The organism is Paenibacillus sp. JNUCC 34 (genome assembly GCF_058269055.1).
Genome location: NZ_CM177770.1, coordinates 351,834 through 370,153 on the forward strand (window position 1 = coordinate 351,834; position 18,320 = coordinate 370,153).

General features: G+C 48.2%; 18 protein-coding genes. 8 read left to right on the forward strand and 10 right to left on the reverse strand.

What is annotated here, in order from left to right; translation table 11 throughout:
- The 4 genes from AC2TF5_RS01575 to AC2TF5_RS01590 all read right to left on the reverse strand — a co-directional run bounded on the left by AC2TF5_RS01575 (position 1) and on the right by AC2TF5_RS01590 (position 3,468).
- Positions 1-576 carry a nitrous oxide reductase accessory protein NosL gene (locus AC2TF5_RS01575; RefSeq protein WP_491300547.1) on the reverse strand — a complete coding sequence of 192 codons (576 nt, stop codon included), beginning with the start codon at positions 574-576 and terminating at the stop codon, positions 1-3.
- On the reverse strand, positions 573-1,916 hold the full coding sequence (locus AC2TF5_RS01580; protein ID WP_491300548.1) for a right-handed parallel beta-helix repeat-containing protein: 1,344 nt from the start codon (positions 1,914-1,916) through the stop codon (positions 573-575). The genes AC2TF5_RS01575 and AC2TF5_RS01580 overlap by 4 nt, the downstream gene beginning before the upstream one ends.
- Before the next feature lie 78 nt (positions 1,917-1,994).
- Positions 1,995-2,636, reverse strand: a complete 642-nt coding sequence (locus tag AC2TF5_RS01585; protein WP_491300549.1) for a response regulator — start codon at positions 2,634-2,636, stop codon at positions 1,995-1,997.
- Complete coding sequence (locus AC2TF5_RS01590; protein WP_491300550.1) at positions 2,605-3,468, reverse strand: sensor histidine kinase; 864 nt, start codon at positions 3,466-3,468, stop codon at positions 2,605-2,607. Before AC2TF5_RS01590 ends, AC2TF5_RS01585 begins: the two co-directional genes overlap by 32 nt.
- Positions 3,469-3,662: 194 nt before the next feature.
- On the opposite strand from AC2TF5_RS01590, the gene AC2TF5_RS01595 reads away from it, so the two are divergent.
- Entirely contained in the window at positions 3,663-4,961 is a 1,299-nt protein-coding gene (locus tag AC2TF5_RS01595) for an NCS2 family permease (protein ID WP_491300551.1), read from the forward strand.
- Between the two features lie 311 nt (positions 4,962-5,272).
- Here the strand turns inward: AC2TF5_RS01595 and AC2TF5_RS01600 are convergent, their stop codons facing one another.
- On the reverse strand, positions 5,273-6,829 hold the full coding sequence (locus AC2TF5_RS01600) for an FAD-dependent oxidoreductase (RefSeq protein WP_491300552.1): 1,557 nt from the start codon (positions 6,827-6,829) through the stop codon (positions 5,273-5,275).
- A 276-nt stretch (positions 6,830-7,105) separates the two neighbouring features.
- Here AC2TF5_RS01600 and AC2TF5_RS01605 point away from each other — a divergent pair, with 276 nt between their 5' ends.
- Positions 7,106-8,047 carry an aldo/keto reductase family protein gene (locus AC2TF5_RS01605; RefSeq protein WP_491300553.1) on the forward strand — a complete coding sequence of 314 codons (942 nt, stop codon included), beginning with the start codon at positions 7,106-7,108 and terminating at the stop codon, positions 8,045-8,047.
- 66 nt (positions 8,048-8,113) lie between these two features.
- Here the strand turns inward: AC2TF5_RS01605 and AC2TF5_RS01610 are convergent, their stop codons facing one another.
- From AC2TF5_RS01610 to AC2TF5_RS01625, 4 genes are all read right to left on the reverse strand, one after another.
- Complete coding sequence (locus tag AC2TF5_RS01610; RefSeq protein WP_491300554.1) at positions 8,114-9,232, reverse strand: GGDEF domain-containing protein; 1,119 nt, start codon at positions 9,230-9,232, stop codon at positions 8,114-8,116.
- Positions 9,233-9,363: 131 nt separating this feature from the next.
- Complete coding sequence (locus AC2TF5_RS01615; RefSeq protein WP_491300555.1) at positions 9,364-10,467, reverse strand: sensor histidine kinase; 1,104 nt, start codon at positions 10,465-10,467, stop codon at positions 9,364-9,366.
- A complete protein-coding gene (locus tag AC2TF5_RS01620; RefSeq protein ID WP_491300556.1) occupies positions 10,460-11,155 on the reverse strand; it encodes a response regulator transcription factor in 696 nt (231 codons plus the stop codon). The genes AC2TF5_RS01615 and AC2TF5_RS01620 overlap by 8 nt, the downstream gene beginning before the upstream one ends.
- Positions 11,156-11,392: 237 nt before the next feature.
- On the reverse strand, positions 11,393-12,388 hold the full coding sequence (locus AC2TF5_RS01625) for a D-alanyl-D-alanine carboxypeptidase family protein (protein ID WP_491300557.1): 996 nt from the start codon (positions 12,386-12,388) through the stop codon (positions 11,393-11,395).
- A 185-nt stretch (positions 12,389-12,573) separates the two neighbouring features.
- Between AC2TF5_RS01625 and AC2TF5_RS01630 the strand changes: the two genes are divergently transcribed.
- From AC2TF5_RS01630 to AC2TF5_RS01655, 6 genes are all read left to right on the forward strand, one after another.
- Positions 12,574-12,969, forward strand: a complete 396-nt coding sequence (locus AC2TF5_RS01630) for a Fur family transcriptional regulator (protein WP_208917392.1) — start codon at positions 12,574-12,576, stop codon at positions 12,967-12,969.
- Entirely contained in the window at positions 12,945-13,775 is an 831-nt protein-coding gene (locus tag AC2TF5_RS01635; protein WP_491300558.1) for a winged helix-turn-helix domain-containing protein, read from the forward strand. Before AC2TF5_RS01630 ends, AC2TF5_RS01635 begins: the two co-directional genes overlap by 25 nt.
- Before the next feature lie 146 nt (positions 13,776-13,921).
- On the forward strand, positions 13,922-14,743 hold the full coding sequence (locus AC2TF5_RS01640) for a uroporphyrinogen-III synthase (RefSeq protein WP_491302779.1): 822 nt from the start codon (positions 13,922-13,924) through the stop codon (positions 14,741-14,743).
- Between the two features lie 126 nt (positions 14,744-14,869).
- The gene (locus AC2TF5_RS01645; protein ID WP_491300559.1) at positions 14,870-15,508 is read left to right on the forward strand and encodes a ThuA domain-containing protein; all 639 of its coding nucleotides are present in this window, start codon (positions 14,870-14,872) and stop codon (positions 15,506-15,508) included.
- A 127-nt stretch (positions 15,509-15,635) separates the two neighbouring features.
- Positions 15,636-15,953: a phasin family protein gene (locus AC2TF5_RS01650; RefSeq protein ID WP_491300560.1), complete on the forward strand. Its 318-nt coding sequence runs from the start codon at positions 15,636-15,638 to the stop codon at positions 15,951-15,953.
- The gene (locus AC2TF5_RS01655) at positions 15,954-17,624 is read left to right on the forward strand and encodes an ABC1 kinase family protein (protein WP_491300561.1); all 1,671 of its coding nucleotides are present in this window, start codon (positions 15,954-15,956) and stop codon (positions 17,622-17,624) included.
- Here AC2TF5_RS01655 and AC2TF5_RS01660 read toward each other — a convergent pair.
- Positions 17,571-18,188 carry a hypothetical protein gene (locus AC2TF5_RS01660; RefSeq protein WP_491300562.1) on the reverse strand — a complete coding sequence of 206 codons (618 nt, stop codon included), beginning with the start codon at positions 18,186-18,188 and terminating at the stop codon, positions 17,571-17,573. The genes AC2TF5_RS01655 and AC2TF5_RS01660 overlap by 54 nt on opposite strands.
- Positions 18,189-18,320: the final 132 nt, after the last annotated feature.

Sequence of the window (18,320 nt, forward strand, 5' to 3'; positions counted from 1 at the left end):
TTATTTATGTTCCTTGTGTTCCTGGCTATCGTCATGTCCCTCATGCTCCTGATCCTCATGAGCTTCACCGTCATGGTTCATGTCCCCGCTGTGGCCGCCATGCATTTCTTTCAGCATTTCTTTGTCAGACTCCCATTTGTGCCCGTCAAGATCTTCGCTGGTCATGATCTGTCCACTGCCTTGTTCACTAACAAACTTTTCAGCATCGGCTTTTTCCGTAAAGGAAATGACCCCATAAGCCATTGGAGTTCGGATGTTCTTATCATATACATAAGTGGCATTTTCCAGCAGGATCCATGTTTTTGTAGAATAATCTCTTACAAACTGGGCCCCGATTTGCTCGGTTCCATTTTTTTGCTTCCAGACAAACAGATCGCCCAGGTCGTCAAACTTCAATGTCTTTTTGTCTTTAAGCTGGATTTGGACAGCGTACTCATTGTCCCCGACCTGCATTTGGCAAACTTCGCACTTATCCACATTTTCGTCAATGTCCGCGGCCTTGTATTCTTTCTTGCCGCAGCCTGCAGAAATAGCTACGGTTAAGCATAGCGTAATCATAATGAGCATTTTTTTCATGGTTTACTTCCCCCATACCGGTAAATTGAATATAAACTTATGGCCAGCAGCAGGACAGAGAGCGTTGCAATATTGTAGTTAGCAGCGTTCCCGTCTCCTGCTGGAATCTCTGCTGGCTTCAGCAGCGGAGACATGTCTTTCAACCAGTCTTCCGTTTCGGTGTGAAACAGCTGTTCGAGAAACGGCAAGCCCGGTGAATGAAACAATAGCTGAAATGCGGGTATGGATCCGGTCACTTTTAGAAAAAAAGGATTGATCTCGTACGGGAGATCGCTGAATCCTGACCCTGTCAGGTCGAGAACCTGGGCATCGTCCCAGTAATTTCCGTCCACATTATTGTCCGGACTGTTCATAGATTGGGCAGGAACGACATTGGACAGAAATGTATTAGCGCTCAGCCGGTTGTCGTTCGAGTCCAGCATTTGCAGTCCGATGAAATTGCCCGTCACTTGATTATGGGTCAGCTTATTGTCCCGAGATTGCTGGATGAACAGGCCGACACGGTTCCCCTGCACTTCATTTCCTTCGATGATGGATTGGTTCACGTCATATAGCAGAAGCCCTTGAGAGTGGACATTGCTGTTCTGCTTCTCGAAATGGTTGTCCCGTATGTTCGCGTTGCTGACACCCATCACCATCGCTCCGGTCACGTTCATTGAGCCATTGTTGCTGCCCAAGAACAGATCTTCTGTGAACATGAAATGAAAGCCGTAGCGTGAACGGGATACCTTATTTTCCTGCACGATTAATGACTTGCCTGACTCCACATAAATACCGTCCTGCATGAGATCAATCGTATTTCCCCTAATGGTATTGTCATCGGACTCGAATAGGTCGATTCCATTTCCCCTTAGGACCGTTGCTGGATTCCGGCTGCGCATTTCCCCTCCAACGATAATATTGTTCGTCAGCACATTGTTATGCGCCCCTCGCAGATGGATGCCGCCACCAAGCGTCTTTACCTTAAGAGACTGCAGTCTATTGTCAGATGAACCGACAAGGACAGCCGGAACAGCAGCATTTCGATAAAGATGGTCAACGCTCAGGCCGTCCAGTGTAATACCACCGGATTCCAGGATCAGCGCAGGCTGTTCACTTTCGTTCACAATTTTGCCATTTTCCATCTTTATTGTGAGCGGCTTATCGATCGTTGCGGGCCCACTGTAAGTGCTTGATCCCAACTCTAGCACTTCCCCTCGCGGTGTTCTGTCGATCAGCGGCTGCAAGGCAATGACTTCTTCCTCGGCCCTGGTGGTACCGGACAAGGGAAGGATGGCCGTGATGAGAACCAGCAGCAGAAATACACAGAATGCCGTACGTTTAAGATTTATGGCATGCATCAATTTCCCCCTTCCGTTTCCGGCTGTTCCCTATCTATCCTAAAGAAATGCGCTATTCATGGGTATGACTCGAAAGAGTCATTTGACCCAGCCCTGATCGTAGGCATAGCGTGTCAACTGAACACGGTTATCGAGATGAAGCTTTTGCATAATATTTTTCAGATGGTTCTTGACCGTATGCTCTGAAATGATGAGGTCCTCAGATATTTCCCGGTTTGTTTTTCCTTTGGCAACCTGCTCCAATATCTCTTGCTCCCGGGTCGTCAGTGGAGAATGCTCCGATGCTGCTACCGGCTTGGTGGAGAATTCCTTAAGCAATTGGACGGCAAGCTCGCGCGACAGGGGGGCCTCATCGAGAGCGATTGCCTTTAAATACTCCAGCCAGGCTTCTGGATTTAAATTTTTGAGCAGGTACCCTTGGGCACCTTTTTTTATAGCTTCGAACAGATCAGTGATGTCATCTGAGACCGTGACGATAATGATTTTGACATAAGGGTAATTCCCTTTGATCTGCCGGGTTGCTTCCAGTCCGTTCATGCCCGGCATATTAATGTCCATAAGGATCATGTTAGGCATATATTTTTCCGTATACAGGAGAGCCTCCTCTCCATTCCAAGCTTCTGCAACGATTTCAAACGCCGAGTCCATCTCAAGAATTTCCCGTATGCCTTGTCTTGCGTGTTTATGATCATCCGCGATCAGAATTCGAATGGGCTGCATAAGCGTCATCCTCTCTTTTTTCAATGGATAAAATAGTCTGTTGACCTTCTCGGGTTAATTTCATAAGCCATCCCAGCCTTTCAGCTCGTTCTTTCATAATTTTCAAGCCGAAGCGTTCGGGATATTCTATAGGCTGTCCGGTAAAACCTTTTCCGTCGTCCGTAATTAGCACCTTCCATCCGCCGGGTACTTGTGTTCCTTCGATGGAAATGAGCTCTGCATCGGCATGCTTTCGTATATTTTGAAGACCTTCGCGGATGGAAGAGTATAGTTCAACCTTTTCCTTGGTCGATAGATCCTCATCCCGAATGTTCCAATCCAGGCGTACGCGCTGGCCGCTCTCATCTTCAAACTTCTCGGCTAAATGCTGTATGGAACTCTGCCAGACAAGAGTTTCGCTCTGCGGCGGCTGACGAAGGCTGCTAATGGCTTGTCTTACGTATTCATTAATCTGCTGTGTCGTCATCCGCAGACTGGTGTATAAGTTAGGATTTTCAGTATTATCGGCATTTTTAATGCGGTCAACTTTGACGGATAAAAGAAACAGAGATTGGGCGATTCCGTCATGCAGCTCCTGAGCTATAGTCTCACGTTCTTGCAAAACAGTTTTAGCGGCTTGCTCTTTCAGCAGCTGTTGTTGGAGCTCTTCCATCTTGCCGAACAGCTTAAGTAGGAGAGTAATGCTAACGAGAAATACGAGTATCGGCGCGAGCCAGTTCCCGAGTTCCATTGAAATGTAGGGAAGCAAATATTCATGGCGGACAAACTCCCATACGCCGATCGTAAGTGTTGGAATAAATAGAATGAGAATTTTGATCATTTTATAATTCATAGGTTTCACCTTCGTTTCGGAATTAGTTATGAGTCTTTATATAATCTAATTCCAAATGGCAGATATTTCAATTGCCAGGGAGGACCTAGACACGAAGCTGAGTAGATTTATAATTTTTGCGGGAAAATAAGTCGTTGTGTGATTTATCGTTTGTGCTCTACAATGGAAAAATCACAGCATGAAGGGATGTTACCATGTTCAAGTTGAAAGAACGCAACACGACGATAAAAACCGAGGTGCTGGCGGGGCTTACGGTCTTTTTGACCGTGGCTTATATCATCATCGTTAATCCGATGATCCTGAAGGACGCCGGAGTACCTTTTGATCAAAGTTTTACAGCAACGATTGCTGCAGCTGTCATCGGCACCCTGTTCATGGCGCTGTTTGCGAATTATCCGATTGTAATTGCGCCGGCCATGGGGCTGAACGCTTACTTTACGTACTCTGTTATCGGCGGACATGATATCCCTTATATGGTAGGTTTCTCGGCCGTATTTATTTCGGGGATTATTTTTCTACTAATCTCTTTAACCTCGCTTCGTACGAAGCTGATTCAAGCGATTCCTGAAAACCTGAAGCATGCGATTGCAGCGGGGATCGGGCTGTTTATTGCTTTCATCGGTATGCGTTTGTCCGGTATTATTGCAGACCATGAGACCAATCTGGTCACACTCGGCGATTTTACGGAGCCTGGCGTAGCTTTGACATTGGTCGGAATCGCCGTAACGATTGCGCTTCTTGCCCTGAATTTTAAAGGTGCGCTGTTTCTCGGAATGATCATTACCGGAATTATCGCCTGGCTAACCGGTCAGCTGCATTTTGATCAGGGTTTTATTTCTATGCCGAAACTGCCCGAGGGCATTCTCGTGTATAACCCGATCACTTCGATCGGCGATGTTATTGAGTACGGGCTATACAGTGTGGTGTTCTCGTTCCTGCTCGTTATGTTATTTGATACGACAGGCGCCATGCTCGCTATTCTGAAGCAGGCGGGCCTGCTGAAAGACGGCAAGCTGGACCGTGCCGGAAGCGCCTTTGCGGCGGACTCTGTCGGTACCATTGTTGGCTCCATGTTCGGGACAAGCCCGACTGCAGCTACGGTGGAATCCGCGGCAGGTGTCGGAGCAGGCGGTAAGACAGGCCTTACGGGTATCACCGTAGTTGTGCTGTTTATCGCAGCGGCTTTTTTCAGCCCGTTGATCGGCTCGTTGTCAGGGGTTGCGGCTATTACGGCACCAAGCTTGATTATCGTCGGCTGCATGATGATCCGCAGCGTTTCGGATATTGAGTGGAACGACTTTGAAGAGGCGTTTCCTGCCTTTCTGGTCATTATCAGCATGCCGCTGACATCCAGTATCGCTAATGGTATTGCTCTCGGTTTCATCTCCTATCCGGTCATGAAAATCGCCAAGCGGAAGTTTCGTGATGTGCATCCGTTCGTGTATGTATTCGCGGTGCTGTTCCTGATTCAGCTTATTTTTTTCGCACATTAGAGACTTAAAGAGGTTGTTCAAAAAGTCCGCTTTTGATCACGAAGTGAATCAGGAAGTGGGCTCGGCATCGAATCTTGAATTCAGCCGGTCCTTCCGGTGCTCACGTACCCAAAACGTACGCTCCGCTCCTCAGTCCCTAGCTTCATCCAACCTTCTCGGTGCTGAAAACCGACCTTTTTGAACATGCACTTACAAGGAAGCAAAGTCGTTTCTACTTGTTGATATAGAGATCTTATTGGATCTGGTTAAATTATAAAAAGGCAGGCTCATGCGGACGGAGGCGTCCTTTTGAGCTTGCCTTTTTGGTTTGATTATTCGTAGGGATCCAGCTTTTTGAGCGGGTCAATAGCCGGACCTTCCAACACTTCACCGTCATAGCTATACCGGGAGCCGTGGCAAGGACAGTCCCAGGACCGCTCGCCTTCATTCCACTCAGTTTCACAGCCCAAGTGCGTACAAGTTGTATCGACCAGATACAGATTTCCCTGCTCGTCCTTGTAAGCTCCGGCTCGCTGGCCGTTATGACGGACGACAGCGCCTTCACCTGTCTGAAGCTCTTCGATCTTGCTGTTGGTCATATCTACTTTGCCGGAAATAAACTCTTTGGCGACTCCGGCGTTTTGTACAATAAATGTTTTCAGCGCCGGGTCCGCATTGAATCGGGAAGGTGTATACAGCTCCGTGTAAGGATTATCCTTGCCCAGAATCTGATCCGTAATGATCAGTGCAGCGGCCGTGCCGTTCGTCATGCCCCATTTCCGGTAGCCGGTCGCCACCAAAATTCGGTCCTTGCTCGAGGTGATTGGTCCGATGTAAGGCAGCTTGTCCAAGGTAATCAGATCCTGTGTCGACCAGCGGAAAGGAATACGGTGGGGACCGAGCAGCTCACCGGCGAATTTCTCCAAATTCTCGTAATGCCTGTGTGTGCATTCGCTTTTGCCAGTTGGATGATTCTCTCCGCCGACAAGAACCAGCTCTTCACCGTTATAAGATACGGACCGCAGAGACCGGGTGGGATTATCAACATTGATGTACATGCCGCCCGGGTAAGCTGTTTCCGGTTTTACAGCAATGACATAGGAACGTTCCACATGCAGTCTTGTGAAATAGAACCCTTTCCCGTCATAGAAAGGAAAATGCGATGCGGACACGGCAAACTGACATGTAATGCTGTGATTTCCCCGCTGGGTTTTGATCGTAATCGGGCCTTCGGTTTCCGCCTTTTCCCCAATAGTGGTGTTCTCGTAGATCACTCCGCCCATGCGGAGGAATTCCTCAACCATACGCTTCAAATAAGCTAGCGGGTGGAATCGGTGCTGGTCAGGCATCTTAATCGCTCCGCGTACCGGCATAGGTAGCGGTATGGATTCCAGCCATTCTCCGGGAATCCTCAGCTTCTCATATGCCTTGAACTCATCCTCCAGCTTTGGTCGCATATTTTGCTCATCCAAAGTAGTGTAAATGTAGGCATCTTCCTGCTCCCAGCCACAGTCGACGTCCCATTTCTTGATCTTATTCCCGATAAAATTCATCGCTTTATGGCTGGCATCATAATAGAGCCGCGCCTTTTCCTCGCCAAAATGCTGAATCAACTCATGATAGATCAGACCGTGTTGTGCTGTTACTTTAGCGGTCGTAAAGCCGGTGGTTCCGTCCAGAATCCGTCCGGCATCGAGTAAAACTACCTTTTTCCCTGCCTTTGCTAACAAATAAGCGGTAGTAATGCCGGTGATACCAGCACCCACGACAGCCACATCGGTCTCAATATCCTCTGCCAGCCGTGGAAAAGAAGGAAGATCTGTTGTCGCTCTCCAAAAGGATTCCGGGTATTGTGGAAGCCCTTGCCCCATCCGAACCTGTTCATTCATTTTATTAAAGCCTCCTCCTTGCAAAATGTGTATATTCGGTTCTCATCTAACTGTCATCCATTATTACCACGGTCGGGGAAAAAGAAACTAGAAGAGCTTTAAGACATGTCCATTTACCATTTCACCCTTCCGGTTAAGTGCAGGGTCGTCGCTGTGAAGTCCAAGGAACACGGGAAGAGAAGGAGGGAGGGGGGAGCTGACGTTAAGCACTATCAATTGTGGAAGATTATGTTAAAATAAGAGTGGTTATCTATCTTGCACAAGGAGGTTCCGAATATGGAATTCAGAAGACTAGGCGGCAGCGGATTAAAGGTAAGTGACATCAGTCTGGGAAGCTGGCTGACGTACGGCGGCTACGTTGAACGGGTAAATGCCGTGAAGTCAATCCAGACAGCCTACGGCATGGGTGTAAACTTCTTCGATACGGCTAATGTTTATGAACAAGGTGCTGCTGAAGTGGTTGTCGGAGAGACGTTGAGGGCATTTCCACGTGAATCTTACGTACTGGCTACCAAGGTATTTGGTAAGATGGGCGATGGACCTAATGATCAGGGACTATCCCGTAAGCATATTATGGAGCAGTGCCATGCCAGCTTGAAACGCCTTGGCACGGATTATGTAGATATTTATTATTGCCACCGGTTCCACACGGAAACACCGGTTGAGGAAACACTTCGAGCATTGGACGACCTGGTTCGTCAAGGTAAGGTGTTGTATGTCGGTGTCAGTATGTGGACCGCGGCTCAGATGGAAGAGGCATTAGCGGTTGCAGACCGTTATTTACTGGACCGGATTGTCGTAAACCAGCCGTTGTATAACATGTTTGAACGCAGCATTGAGAACGAAATTATCCCGCTTGGCGAGAAGAAGGGTATCGGTCAGGTTGTATACTCTCCGCTGGCGCAAGGCGTGCTGACAGGTAAATATGCATCCGGAGAGGATGTGCCGGAGAATAGCCGCGCGTCCAAACTCGGGACGGACCGACTTAAGATCAGCGAGGAGCGTATCCGTCAGGTACAGGCTCTTGGCCACATTGCGGACGAGCTTGGCATCAGTGTCGGACAGCTGGCGTTGGCCTGGATTTTACGTCAGGGCAATGTGTCGAGTGCCCTTGTCGGTGCAAGCCGTCCGGAGCAGGTAGAGGAGAATGTAAAAGCGTCGGGCATCAAGTTGTCGTCTGACACGCTGACAGCTATTGAGGATATTCTAAAGAAATAAGAATAGAGCTGTCCCAAAAGTAGATTTTTCTACCGAGGGACAGCTCTTACTGTATCAGCATTTAGATCAAGCATTCAATCTTGTATACCGGCTAAGAGTAGCCGCGGTACAGATCCGATTCCGGCCACCATCTTTCGCCCGGTATAACTCCAGGTCAGCTTGCTTGAGCAGATCGCCGGCATCCGAAGCTTGTATCGTATCTGGATGTACAGCAGCGCCGATCGAGACGGTTATCTTGAGCACTGTCCCATCTCCAGGATCAAAGGAATGGCCCTCCACGGCGGCTCGGATCTTCTCGGCAAGTAGCGATACTTCAGCCGGAGAAGCCTCAGGAACGAGTATCGAAAACTCTTCACCGCCAGTGCGTGCCACTTCGCAAAATGAACGAGTGTGATCCTTCAGCACCCTGCTGAGCTGCTGTAAAACGACGTCTCCGACCGCATGGCCGTAGGTGTCGTTTATTTTTTTGAAGTGATCGATGTCGACTGCGAGGACTCCGAGCCGTTCATTGAAATGATGGGCTTCAAGAAAGCGCTCGGACAGAAGCTGTTCGAATTGCCGCAAGTTATTCAGATTGGTTAGATAATCGGTTTCCGAGTTTTTCTTCATTTGCAGAAACAGCTTGTTGGAGGTGTTAATATATTCCGTCAGGGTGTAGATGACTAACGTCCCGAGCACCGAGATGATTAATTGAGTTATAAAGAATTCAAAGATGCTGCCCTGTGACTTCAGATTAATCTCCATGACCACCAGAATGACGAGCATACCCGTAACGTTCATGATCATCATTTTGATCAGGCGGTTACATCGAAAGCTGGAAATGAGCCCACATAGGATCCCAATCAGAAACATGCCCGTGGCAGCGATTGCCGAGGAGGCAGTCAGACCGAATAACAGCAATCGCCCAGCCGCGACCAGAATTCCTGCAATAAGGGATGGCAGCCAGCCCATATAACTCGCTATGACGACAATCGCCAGGTGGCGCAAATCGGCAAAAAGCAACGGATTGATCGGGTAAGAATAGTACATTAATATGATGCCGTATATCCCAAAGAGCAGTCCCGCATTTATTTTTACGATAAAGGAGGGGGACTGTACACCGATTACATATTTTTGGGATAACAGTCCCGAGACATATATGAAAGTTACAAATACACAGAAATTCGTGAAAAGTATGTTAATCATAAGACGAATTCCATTCCTTTCACACACCGAAATAAACGGCATGGATTTCATAGGGATGTAAAAAGAAAATGTTACTTCCTATTTTATCGGAAAATGGAATTGTATGTCGAATAAGATTAAAGTTACGTTATTTACTTTGAACTGCTGGTAAAGGGAAGACGGACTTCAAACATCGTTTGCGCCTCGCTGCTGCTGACATGGATCGTTCCGTTATGCGCATCGATAATGCTTTTGACAATGGCAAGGCCAAGCCCGGCTCCGCCGGTTTGATCAGTACGAGAGGCGTCCGCACGGTAAAACCGATCAAATATATGGTTGATGGAATGGGAGGGGATAGGCGGCCCGAAATTAATAACCTGCACGATGGCGTGGTGCTGATCCCGGTTGACCGTCAGGTCAATCCTTCCGGCATCTTTACCGTGCCGGATAGCATTGGAAAGCAGGTTCTCAAAGGTTCGCATCAGCTTGTCCCCGTCTGCTGCAATCATTATTTTTTCTTCTGTTGCCGTAAACATTACCTGAACATTGTCTTGACGCGTATGACCTGATAAGGAGAAGTCAGCAGCAAGCTGGCCGAGTAGTTCCACGAGGTTAATGTCTGCACGGTTCAGGGGTGAGTATCCCATACGTGTATAATCAAAGAGGTCGTTCACCAACCTGCCCAGACGCATCGACTTTTCAAAAGCGATGTCTGTATAATACCGCAGCTCGACTTCGTCTTTATACCGGTCTTCGCTGACCAGTCGCAAATAGCCGATTATGGAAGTAAGCGGTGTGCGCAGGTCGTGGGATACGTTGCTAATCAGCTCGTTTTTAGCCTGTACGGCCATACGCTCCTCTTCCATAGAAAGTTTGAGCTGCTTGGCCATCCGGTTAATGTGATCAGCCATCAATCCGAACTCATCCTCAGATTTCACCTTGATCTCCTGATCCAGCTCGCCCCGGGCAAGCCGATTCGTGCCTTCTATTAGCTGATTCATCGTGGTGATCGTTCTTCGGCTGAGCAGCAGCACAATGCACACAAACAGCGCGATGCCGCTGATCGTGGCAAGAATGGGAAACCCGAAAAAATCCTCAAGGAATCGGTTCATCAAAAAAAGCTGATCCACCCATGTGTTATTCCAGTATTTCCGGCCGAGTATCCTTGCCCCTTGACGAATGCCGAACAAAATAAGCAAGGTCAGTGCTCCGCTTATGAAGAACAGATTAATAATTTTCCACTGAAATTTACGCATTGATCTTATACCCAACGCCCCACACGGTCTGAATAAGCTTATAACCTAGCTCCTTTTCAAGTTTGTCCCGCAGATTACTGATGTGAACCATCACGGTGTTGTTAGAGACGTAATATTTCTCTTTCCATACTTGTTGAAAAATATCTTCCGCGCTGAATATTCTCCCCGGCTGACGCGCAAGAAGATACAGGATATCGAATTCCCTGGCTGTAAGGGATACTTCTCTTCCATTCGCTGTTACCTCATGTGTGGAGCGGTTGATCTCGAGTCCGTCCAGATACAGGCTTGCAGGAACCGAAGCCTGATGCTCGGCGTTATACTGCAGGGAACGTCTCAGCAGCGATTTCACGCGAGTCGTTAACTCCAATGGATTGAAGGGCTTGATCATATAATCATCGGCTCCGGTCATGAGCCCCAGTATTTTATCCATATCCTCACTCTTGGCGCTTAACATCAATATGGGAATAGACGATGTTTCCCTAATCTTTCGGCAGGCGTCCATTCCGTTCAACTTGGGCATCATGACATCGAGTATAATCAGATCGATAGAGCCTTGGTTTTGCTCCAGCTGTAAAATTGCCTCTTCCCCGTCATGAGCCTTGATGACTTGATATCCTTCATTCTCTAAATAGATGGAGATCAAACCGGCAATTTCTTTATCATCATCTACAACTAATATGCTTCGCATAAACGATCCTCCATTTTTTAAGACCCATTGGCTTCCTAGTTCTGTAATAGAGGTTGTTCAAAAAGTCCGCTTTTGATCACGAAGTGAATCAGGAAGTGGGCTCGGCATCGAATCTTGAATTCAGCCGTTCCTTCCGGTGCTCACGTACCCAAAACGTACGCTCCGCTCCTCAGTCCCTAGCTTCATCCAGCCTTCTCGGTGCTGAAAACCGACCTTTTTGAACACACACTAATAGATTCAGTTTACCCAAAAAACGGACGTTAGGGTATCCCAAAAAGCACTCTGTCTGCGAAATCCATAATCCATCAACTTCCTAGTTTCGGTAAAGCGTTCATTGGAATTCCCTGCACCCATAACGACGGAGATCAGCCGGCTGCCGCCGCGTTTAGATGTTCCAGTGAAGCAGTAGCCTGCCTGCGATGTGTACCCGGTTTTGAAGCCGTCAATGCCGTTATAAGCGTGAGTTTCACCAGGGAGCATGAGATTGGTCGTATGCAGCGATATTTCCCTTTGGGGGATGTAAATATCTTTTTGCCCGGTCACTTCCAGTACATTCGGATAAGTTTGAAGAAGCCATCTCGTAAGCAAAGCTGCGTCCCGTGCGGTCATTTCCGTATCCGAGTAGGAAGCGGCTTCTGCAAAACCGATGAGATCACCGGATGTAAGGCCCGAAGCGTTCGCGTATACCGTCTTGGCGGACAAGCCGATATGTTTGGCCTTCTCGTTCATTAGATAAACAAATTCTGTTTCGGATCCACTTAGATGCTCTGCGATCGCTACAGCGGCATCGTTTGCGGAGTGAATGACAAGTGCGTCAAACATCTGCTTCAAGCTGTAGATTTCACCTGCCGCTATACCTATCTGAGAACCCGGTACCCCTGCGGCGTAATGGCTGACAGATACATCCTCATTCCATGAATGTTGTCCCGAATCGACAGCCTCTAGGACAATAAGCTCAGTCATCATCTTCGACATACTGGCTGGGGGTAGTGCCTGATCGGCGTTATGAGAATATAGAACTTTACCGGTATCGGCGTTAATCAGTACGGCTGCCCGCACTTTTAATTGTGGAGGGATGAATATCTTTATTATGTATACTGCGATCAAAATGACACCCAAGGTGAGAAGCATAAGGGAGAGCTTGGATCGTATTCTCCTGTTCTGCCGCCAAGGTCGAACCCGGGGTTTCTGCAAGTCTTGTGCAGCGGATGATTGTTTTGATATAGATTCCATTAATGACTTTCTCCTCTCCCGTTTCTGTTAATATCCACTAGTGTAGACAAATGGAATTAAGTATTTATAAATTGATTCTTAAGAAAAGTTAAAGATTAGTTCGCATCAACTTGAACGGGAATGATTGACCTTAGAAGGATTAAGATTTATACTTGGTCTAAAAATAAATTAAAAGGGTGAATACCTTGAAATCATTAAATTTAACGACACAACGTCAAGCAGTTTACGATGTGATTAAGCAGTCTAAGGATCATCCCACTGCCGCGGACATCATGAACCGGTTAATGGAGAAAGGTAATAATCTGGCATACGGTACGGTGTACAACTCACTTCGCTACTTGACGGATAAGCAGCTCATCCGGGAATTGAAGCTTGGTGAAAGTGCGAGCCGCTACGATGCCCGTACCGATGATCATCAGCATATTATGTGCGAGGTCTGCGGCAAGGTGGATGAGGTCATGACCGAAGTGCCTAAGGACTGGGCCGAAACCGTCTCGGAAGAAACGGGGTATGTTGTAAATCACGCTCACGTAGTGTTTGGAGGGGTGTGTCCGGAGTGTCAAATCAAGCGGAACAAATAATTGAAGGGTTGAACGATATATATTCGATGAAGGGTTGGCAGGCAGGAACTCCATATGGCCGACCTGTTCCGGAGGAGCCGACGGGAGAAACATGTCCGGTGTCTTTATTCCGGGCAGCGATGATCAGTCGTTCCCCTGGCCGTGTACATGAGCTGGTCCGTACCTTGTCGGAGAACTGCTTTGACGTCATGGTAATGCGGCGGTGGGAACCGCTACTGCAGTCCGCGCTTAATACGGGTTTAATTGTGGTGGATATGACAGCATGTAGAGATATGGCGGAATTTGAAGGTGAGCGGAATGTGCTGATTCCATTGGCAGACAGTCTGAATGTCCCGGTGATGTATCTCGTGAGTGAAGAGCTGATGAGCCGGGCAAGTGGAAGACTGCTACAGGAAGAGCTTATGGTGTGGCCTCCACGTTCCAAGGGAACGCTGCTGTACCAGGTTCAGCGGGCCATTCGGGTGCATTCCATATCGGCAGCTCCTTCTGGAGATCTTACCGATGCCAACCGGAATATATATAAGGATTTATGGATCGACCGAGACAAAATGATTGTGCAGCGCGGACAAACGCCTATACATTTGACAAAGACAGAGTACAGCTTGCTTGTCCTTCTCATGGACAGTGAGGGTGCTGTCCGCACCCGTGAAGAGCTGATGAGTGAAATCTGGGATACCGATTTTCTTGGGGGCAGCAATGTGGTCGATGTTCATATTAAAAGTTTGCGGAAAAAGCTCAATGATAATGCGAGCTCACCGCGCTATATCGCAACAGTTAGAGGAGTCGGATACCGCTTGGCGGATTGACTTCTCTTTTTTTTGTTGGCGGCTCTATGGATGATAACCGTAAATAAGACCAAAGTGGCTTTATATAAATGGGCTGGGCAAGTATACTGTATTAAAATAACAAAACATAGCAGATAAGAGGGAAGAGAAGAACGGGAGGCGAAATGATGGCTCAATATATGAAGGGGAAAGTCATTGCATTGGCGGGCCCCCGCAAGGCAGCGGACATGGCGAAATTGGTGGAGAAAATGGGCGGAACACCTGTGCTGCGTCCAGCTCAGGGAACTGTTTTTTTGGATGATGAGACACTGAGAGAGTCTATTGCAGCTTGGGTAAGCGAGCCTCCCGCCTGGAATGTGTTCACAACGGGGATCGGCTTTGAGGCCATTATGGCGGTAGCGGAACAGATGGAAGTGTCAGACAGATTGCTTGAGATCATTGAAGGTACATCGATTGCCGCAAGAGGATACAAGACAGTAAACGCTTTGAAAAAACACGGGCTTGTGCCGGTTGTAAGAGATGATGATGGCAGCACGGCTGGTTTGATCCGCTCATTTGAATCTCATGATCTGAACGGAAAGCGTGTCATGATGCAGCTGCACGGTGAATCGGCACCGCAGCTGGTATCATGGCTGCAGGAAAGAGGAGCCGAGATCGTTCAGATTTTGCCCTACAAGCATATCCCTCCAGAAGAGCAGGATCTTGAGCTGCTGATGAATGAGATTATTGAAGGTAAAGTTGATGCGGTTGCCTTCACCAGCGCGCCGCAGTACCGGTTTCTGTCGGAGTTTGCCCGCAGTCAGGGCAAGTTCGAGGCGCTTGTGCAAGCTTTCAGCGGCAAGGTTACCGCAGCGGCTGTTGGCAAAGTCACGGCTCAGGGCCTGCGTGAGGAAGGCATTGAAGTGAAAGTGGTGCCGGAAGAAGAACGAATGGGCAGCATGATGGTTGAGTTGGGACGATATTTCGCTCGGGCGTCGATTTCTTCTTGACGGCTATGATTATGTTCAGTGCATAACGGGAAAATTGGTACTAAACCCCTTGGTCTCGATGCGAACAGACCAACGCTGCCATAGTAGCAAAGCGGTTAACATCATTATGTAAGGAGGATTTGAAGAATGGAAAGAAAAAAAGCACTCTTAATTGGTAGCTACACGCACCCTAAATTTCATCCACTGCAAGGAATTGATACGCAAGTTTCTCATCTGCTGAATGATATGTTCACGGTACAGTGTACTGAAAATCATAAAATGCTAAAGGAAAGCAATCTGTATCCCTATGATCTTTGCATTGCTTACAGTGATTTGTGGGACGAGAAGGTATCGCCACAGCAGACGGCGGGTCTGCTTTCGTACGTGAGCGGAGGCGGCGGACTGCTGGTACTACATAATGGCATTACACTGGCAAACCGTTATGAATTGGCCCAATTAATCGGTGGTCGCTTCGACGGCCATCCGCCGATTCAGAAGTTATCTTTTACACCGGCTGCCCCGAATCATGACATTATGAAGGGGATCGATCCGTTTGAGCTGGAAGAAGAACCATACCGGTTCGTATTCGATCCGTTTACGGATAAAACGGTGCTGCTCCAGTATGAGTATGAGGGAGATTTTTGGCCAGCAGCTTGGTGCCACACGTACGGAATTGGAAGAGTTGTGTTTCTCATGCCGGGCCATCACGAGCCGTCGTTCTTGCAGCCTTCAGTAAGATCTATGATCACGCAGGCTGCAAAGTGGGCGTCGCGGTTTCCAGGATAAACAAGGATAAGCAAGGGTTAATCAGAACCTTTTCGGTAATGCTGGATGTGGGACCGTTTTTTTCTTGCGTGTATTCAGGTTATAATGATTTCAATGCGACAAAGACAACGATCGGGAGGGAAAAGCGATGAGTGATCTTTTTAAGAAAGCAATCTCGTTAGGATTAGGCCTTACCGTAGTCAGCAAGGAAAAAGTAGAGAAAATTGTAGATGATTTGGTCAAAAGGGGAGAACTGGCTCCCGATGAATCCAAAGCGCTAGTAAACCGACTCATTGAGCGGGGCGAAGAAGAGCAGTCTCAGATCAAATCAATCATTTATGACCAAGTGAAACGGGTTCTGTCCGAACTGGACGTCCCTTCAGAGAACGATGTTGCCATCCTGGAACAGCGCATCACGGCTCTGGAGATGAAAGTTGCAGAGCTGGAAGGGACACGGTCCGAATAAATGGCTGTCCGAATTAGGCATGCCGGCCGTTACCGGGAAATCGCCATGGCGCTTATGCGTCATGGCTTTGGCTATATGGTGGAGGAGATGGGGCTGTTCCATATTCTCTCCCTCCCTGTAAAGTGGATATCACGGGAGGAGCCGCAGAGCATCAAGCTGGGAGAGAGGATCCGAAGGGTCCTCGAAGATCTCGGCCCGGCCTTCATTAAATTCGGCCAATTGGCCAGCACACGCTCAGATTTGCTTCCTGACCATATCATCCAGGAATTGGTGAAGCTGCAGGAGCGTGTTCCCCCCTTCTCCTCAGAAAGTGCCAGAGCCCTGATTGAACAAGAATGGGGTACGCCTATTGACCAGGTGCTTCAATCATTTGAGGACCGCCCGCTTGCTGCAGCTTCGATCGGTCAGGTGCATGCCGGGAGGTTGAAGAGTGGAGAAGCGGTAGCAATTAAGGTCCAGCGTCCCGGGGTCGAGAATATGATTGGAAGAGACCTTGAAATTCTGAAGGATATCGTCTCATTGGCTGAGAAGCATTGGGATTGGGTGAAGCAGTACCGGGTGGACCGGATGGTGGATGAATTTACCCGTGCCGTGATGACGGAAATGGACTATAGTCATGAAGCGAGGAATGCGGAGAAGATTGCAGCCCAGTTCAGTGACAGTAAAGTCATTGGAGTTCCGACTATTTACTGGGAATACACAACATCCCGTGTGCTGATGATGGAATATGTAGAAGGCATTACACTAAGCCGCAGCAAGGAGCTGGCAGACAAGGGATACGACCTGAAGGCCGCTGCTGAGCATTTAATTGAGGGAATGCTCCATCAGATATTTATCGAAGGCTTCTTCCATGCCGACCCTCATCCCGGCAATTTGCTGGTGAAGGAAGATGGAAAGCTAATATTCTTGGATTTCGGCCTTGTCGGCCATTTGAGCGAGGATATGAAGGATCATCTGTCGGGGCTCGTTATTGCGCTGATGAGGCGGAATACGGAGGGCATGATCCGTGCGGTTCTTCGGATGGGAATCGTACCGGAAGACTGTGACCTTGAACTTCTAAGGGCCGATCTGGAACGGTTGAGAAATGAGTATTATGATGTGCCTTTTGTACAGGTGCGTGTGGGTAAGGCGCTGAGTGATCTGTTTGGGGTGACCCAGCGTCACCGGATTGCATTGCCTCCGGATCTGACACTCATGGGAAAAGCGATGCTAACACTTGAAGGTGTTATTGAGCATCTTGACCCTGAGGTCAGCATTATTGATATGGCTGAACCGTTCGGAAGGAAACTGTTGAAGGAACGATTTAATTCCCGGCGAATCGGCCGTAAAGTGCTGGACGGTGTTACCAATCTTGCGGAGAGTTTGTTGGACCTGCCTGGACAAGCCAAACAGTTGTCGGCACTAGTCAGCAAGGGAAAGCTGAAGGTGGAGATCAGTGTGCCGGAGCTGCAGCAGCTAATGCGCAAGCTGGATCAGATCAGCAACCGATTGTCGTTTAGTGTCGCGCTCTTGGCTTTTAGCATTATCATGGTCGGATTGATCATCGGCGCATCCTTAAGCCGACAGCCGACGATGCTGTGGAGTTTTCCAGCGATTGAGATCGGATTTGTCGTGGCATTACTCATGGTGGTGTGGCTGCTGTACGCTATTTTCAAATCGGGAAGGTTCTAGCCGGGAAGATTGTATGGAACGGGTTCGCTTGCGGTGTTGAATCCATGTCTGGACACCCATAAGCACCCACTCGATAATATGGTAGAATACTGCGACTGAAAGAGCCTCAAGCAGTCCACCGATATGAACGCCAGGAATAAGTAACGAGATGAAGTATAGGATGAATGTGTCCGTGATAATTGTGACTGATTGCTTGGCGTACACGGACACATCCCGGCCCAGACACAGGCGGAGCAGGGCAATGCTGATGGGATGGACAAAGCTCTCGAACAGCAGGAATCCGAGGAGCACAATCAGAGAAAAGCTGAACAGGCTTCCGATGCTTTCATAGGATATTACTTGTCCATATTCACTGGTCGTATGAAAAATAAGTGTAAACAAGACGGAAAATAGTGCGATCGGTACGATAACAAATACAGACAGCACAGGAATGAGCCATAATTTCACCCGAAAGGGGACAGGCTTTTCACCATCGCGCCGGTTAATATAATTGATGGTTACATTCATAATACCGAACAGCATCATCAGCACGAAGAAGGCTAGTGTAAGCTGAAATGCATTCATACCTGTACCTCCTTGAACGAAAAAGTGGGCTATATATTGACATTACCAGAGAGAGGAACATTTGTCAGTTTCTTTCCGTAGTCATTCTAATGAATCCGGATTATACCGGGAAATAATATAAATGAGGTGGAA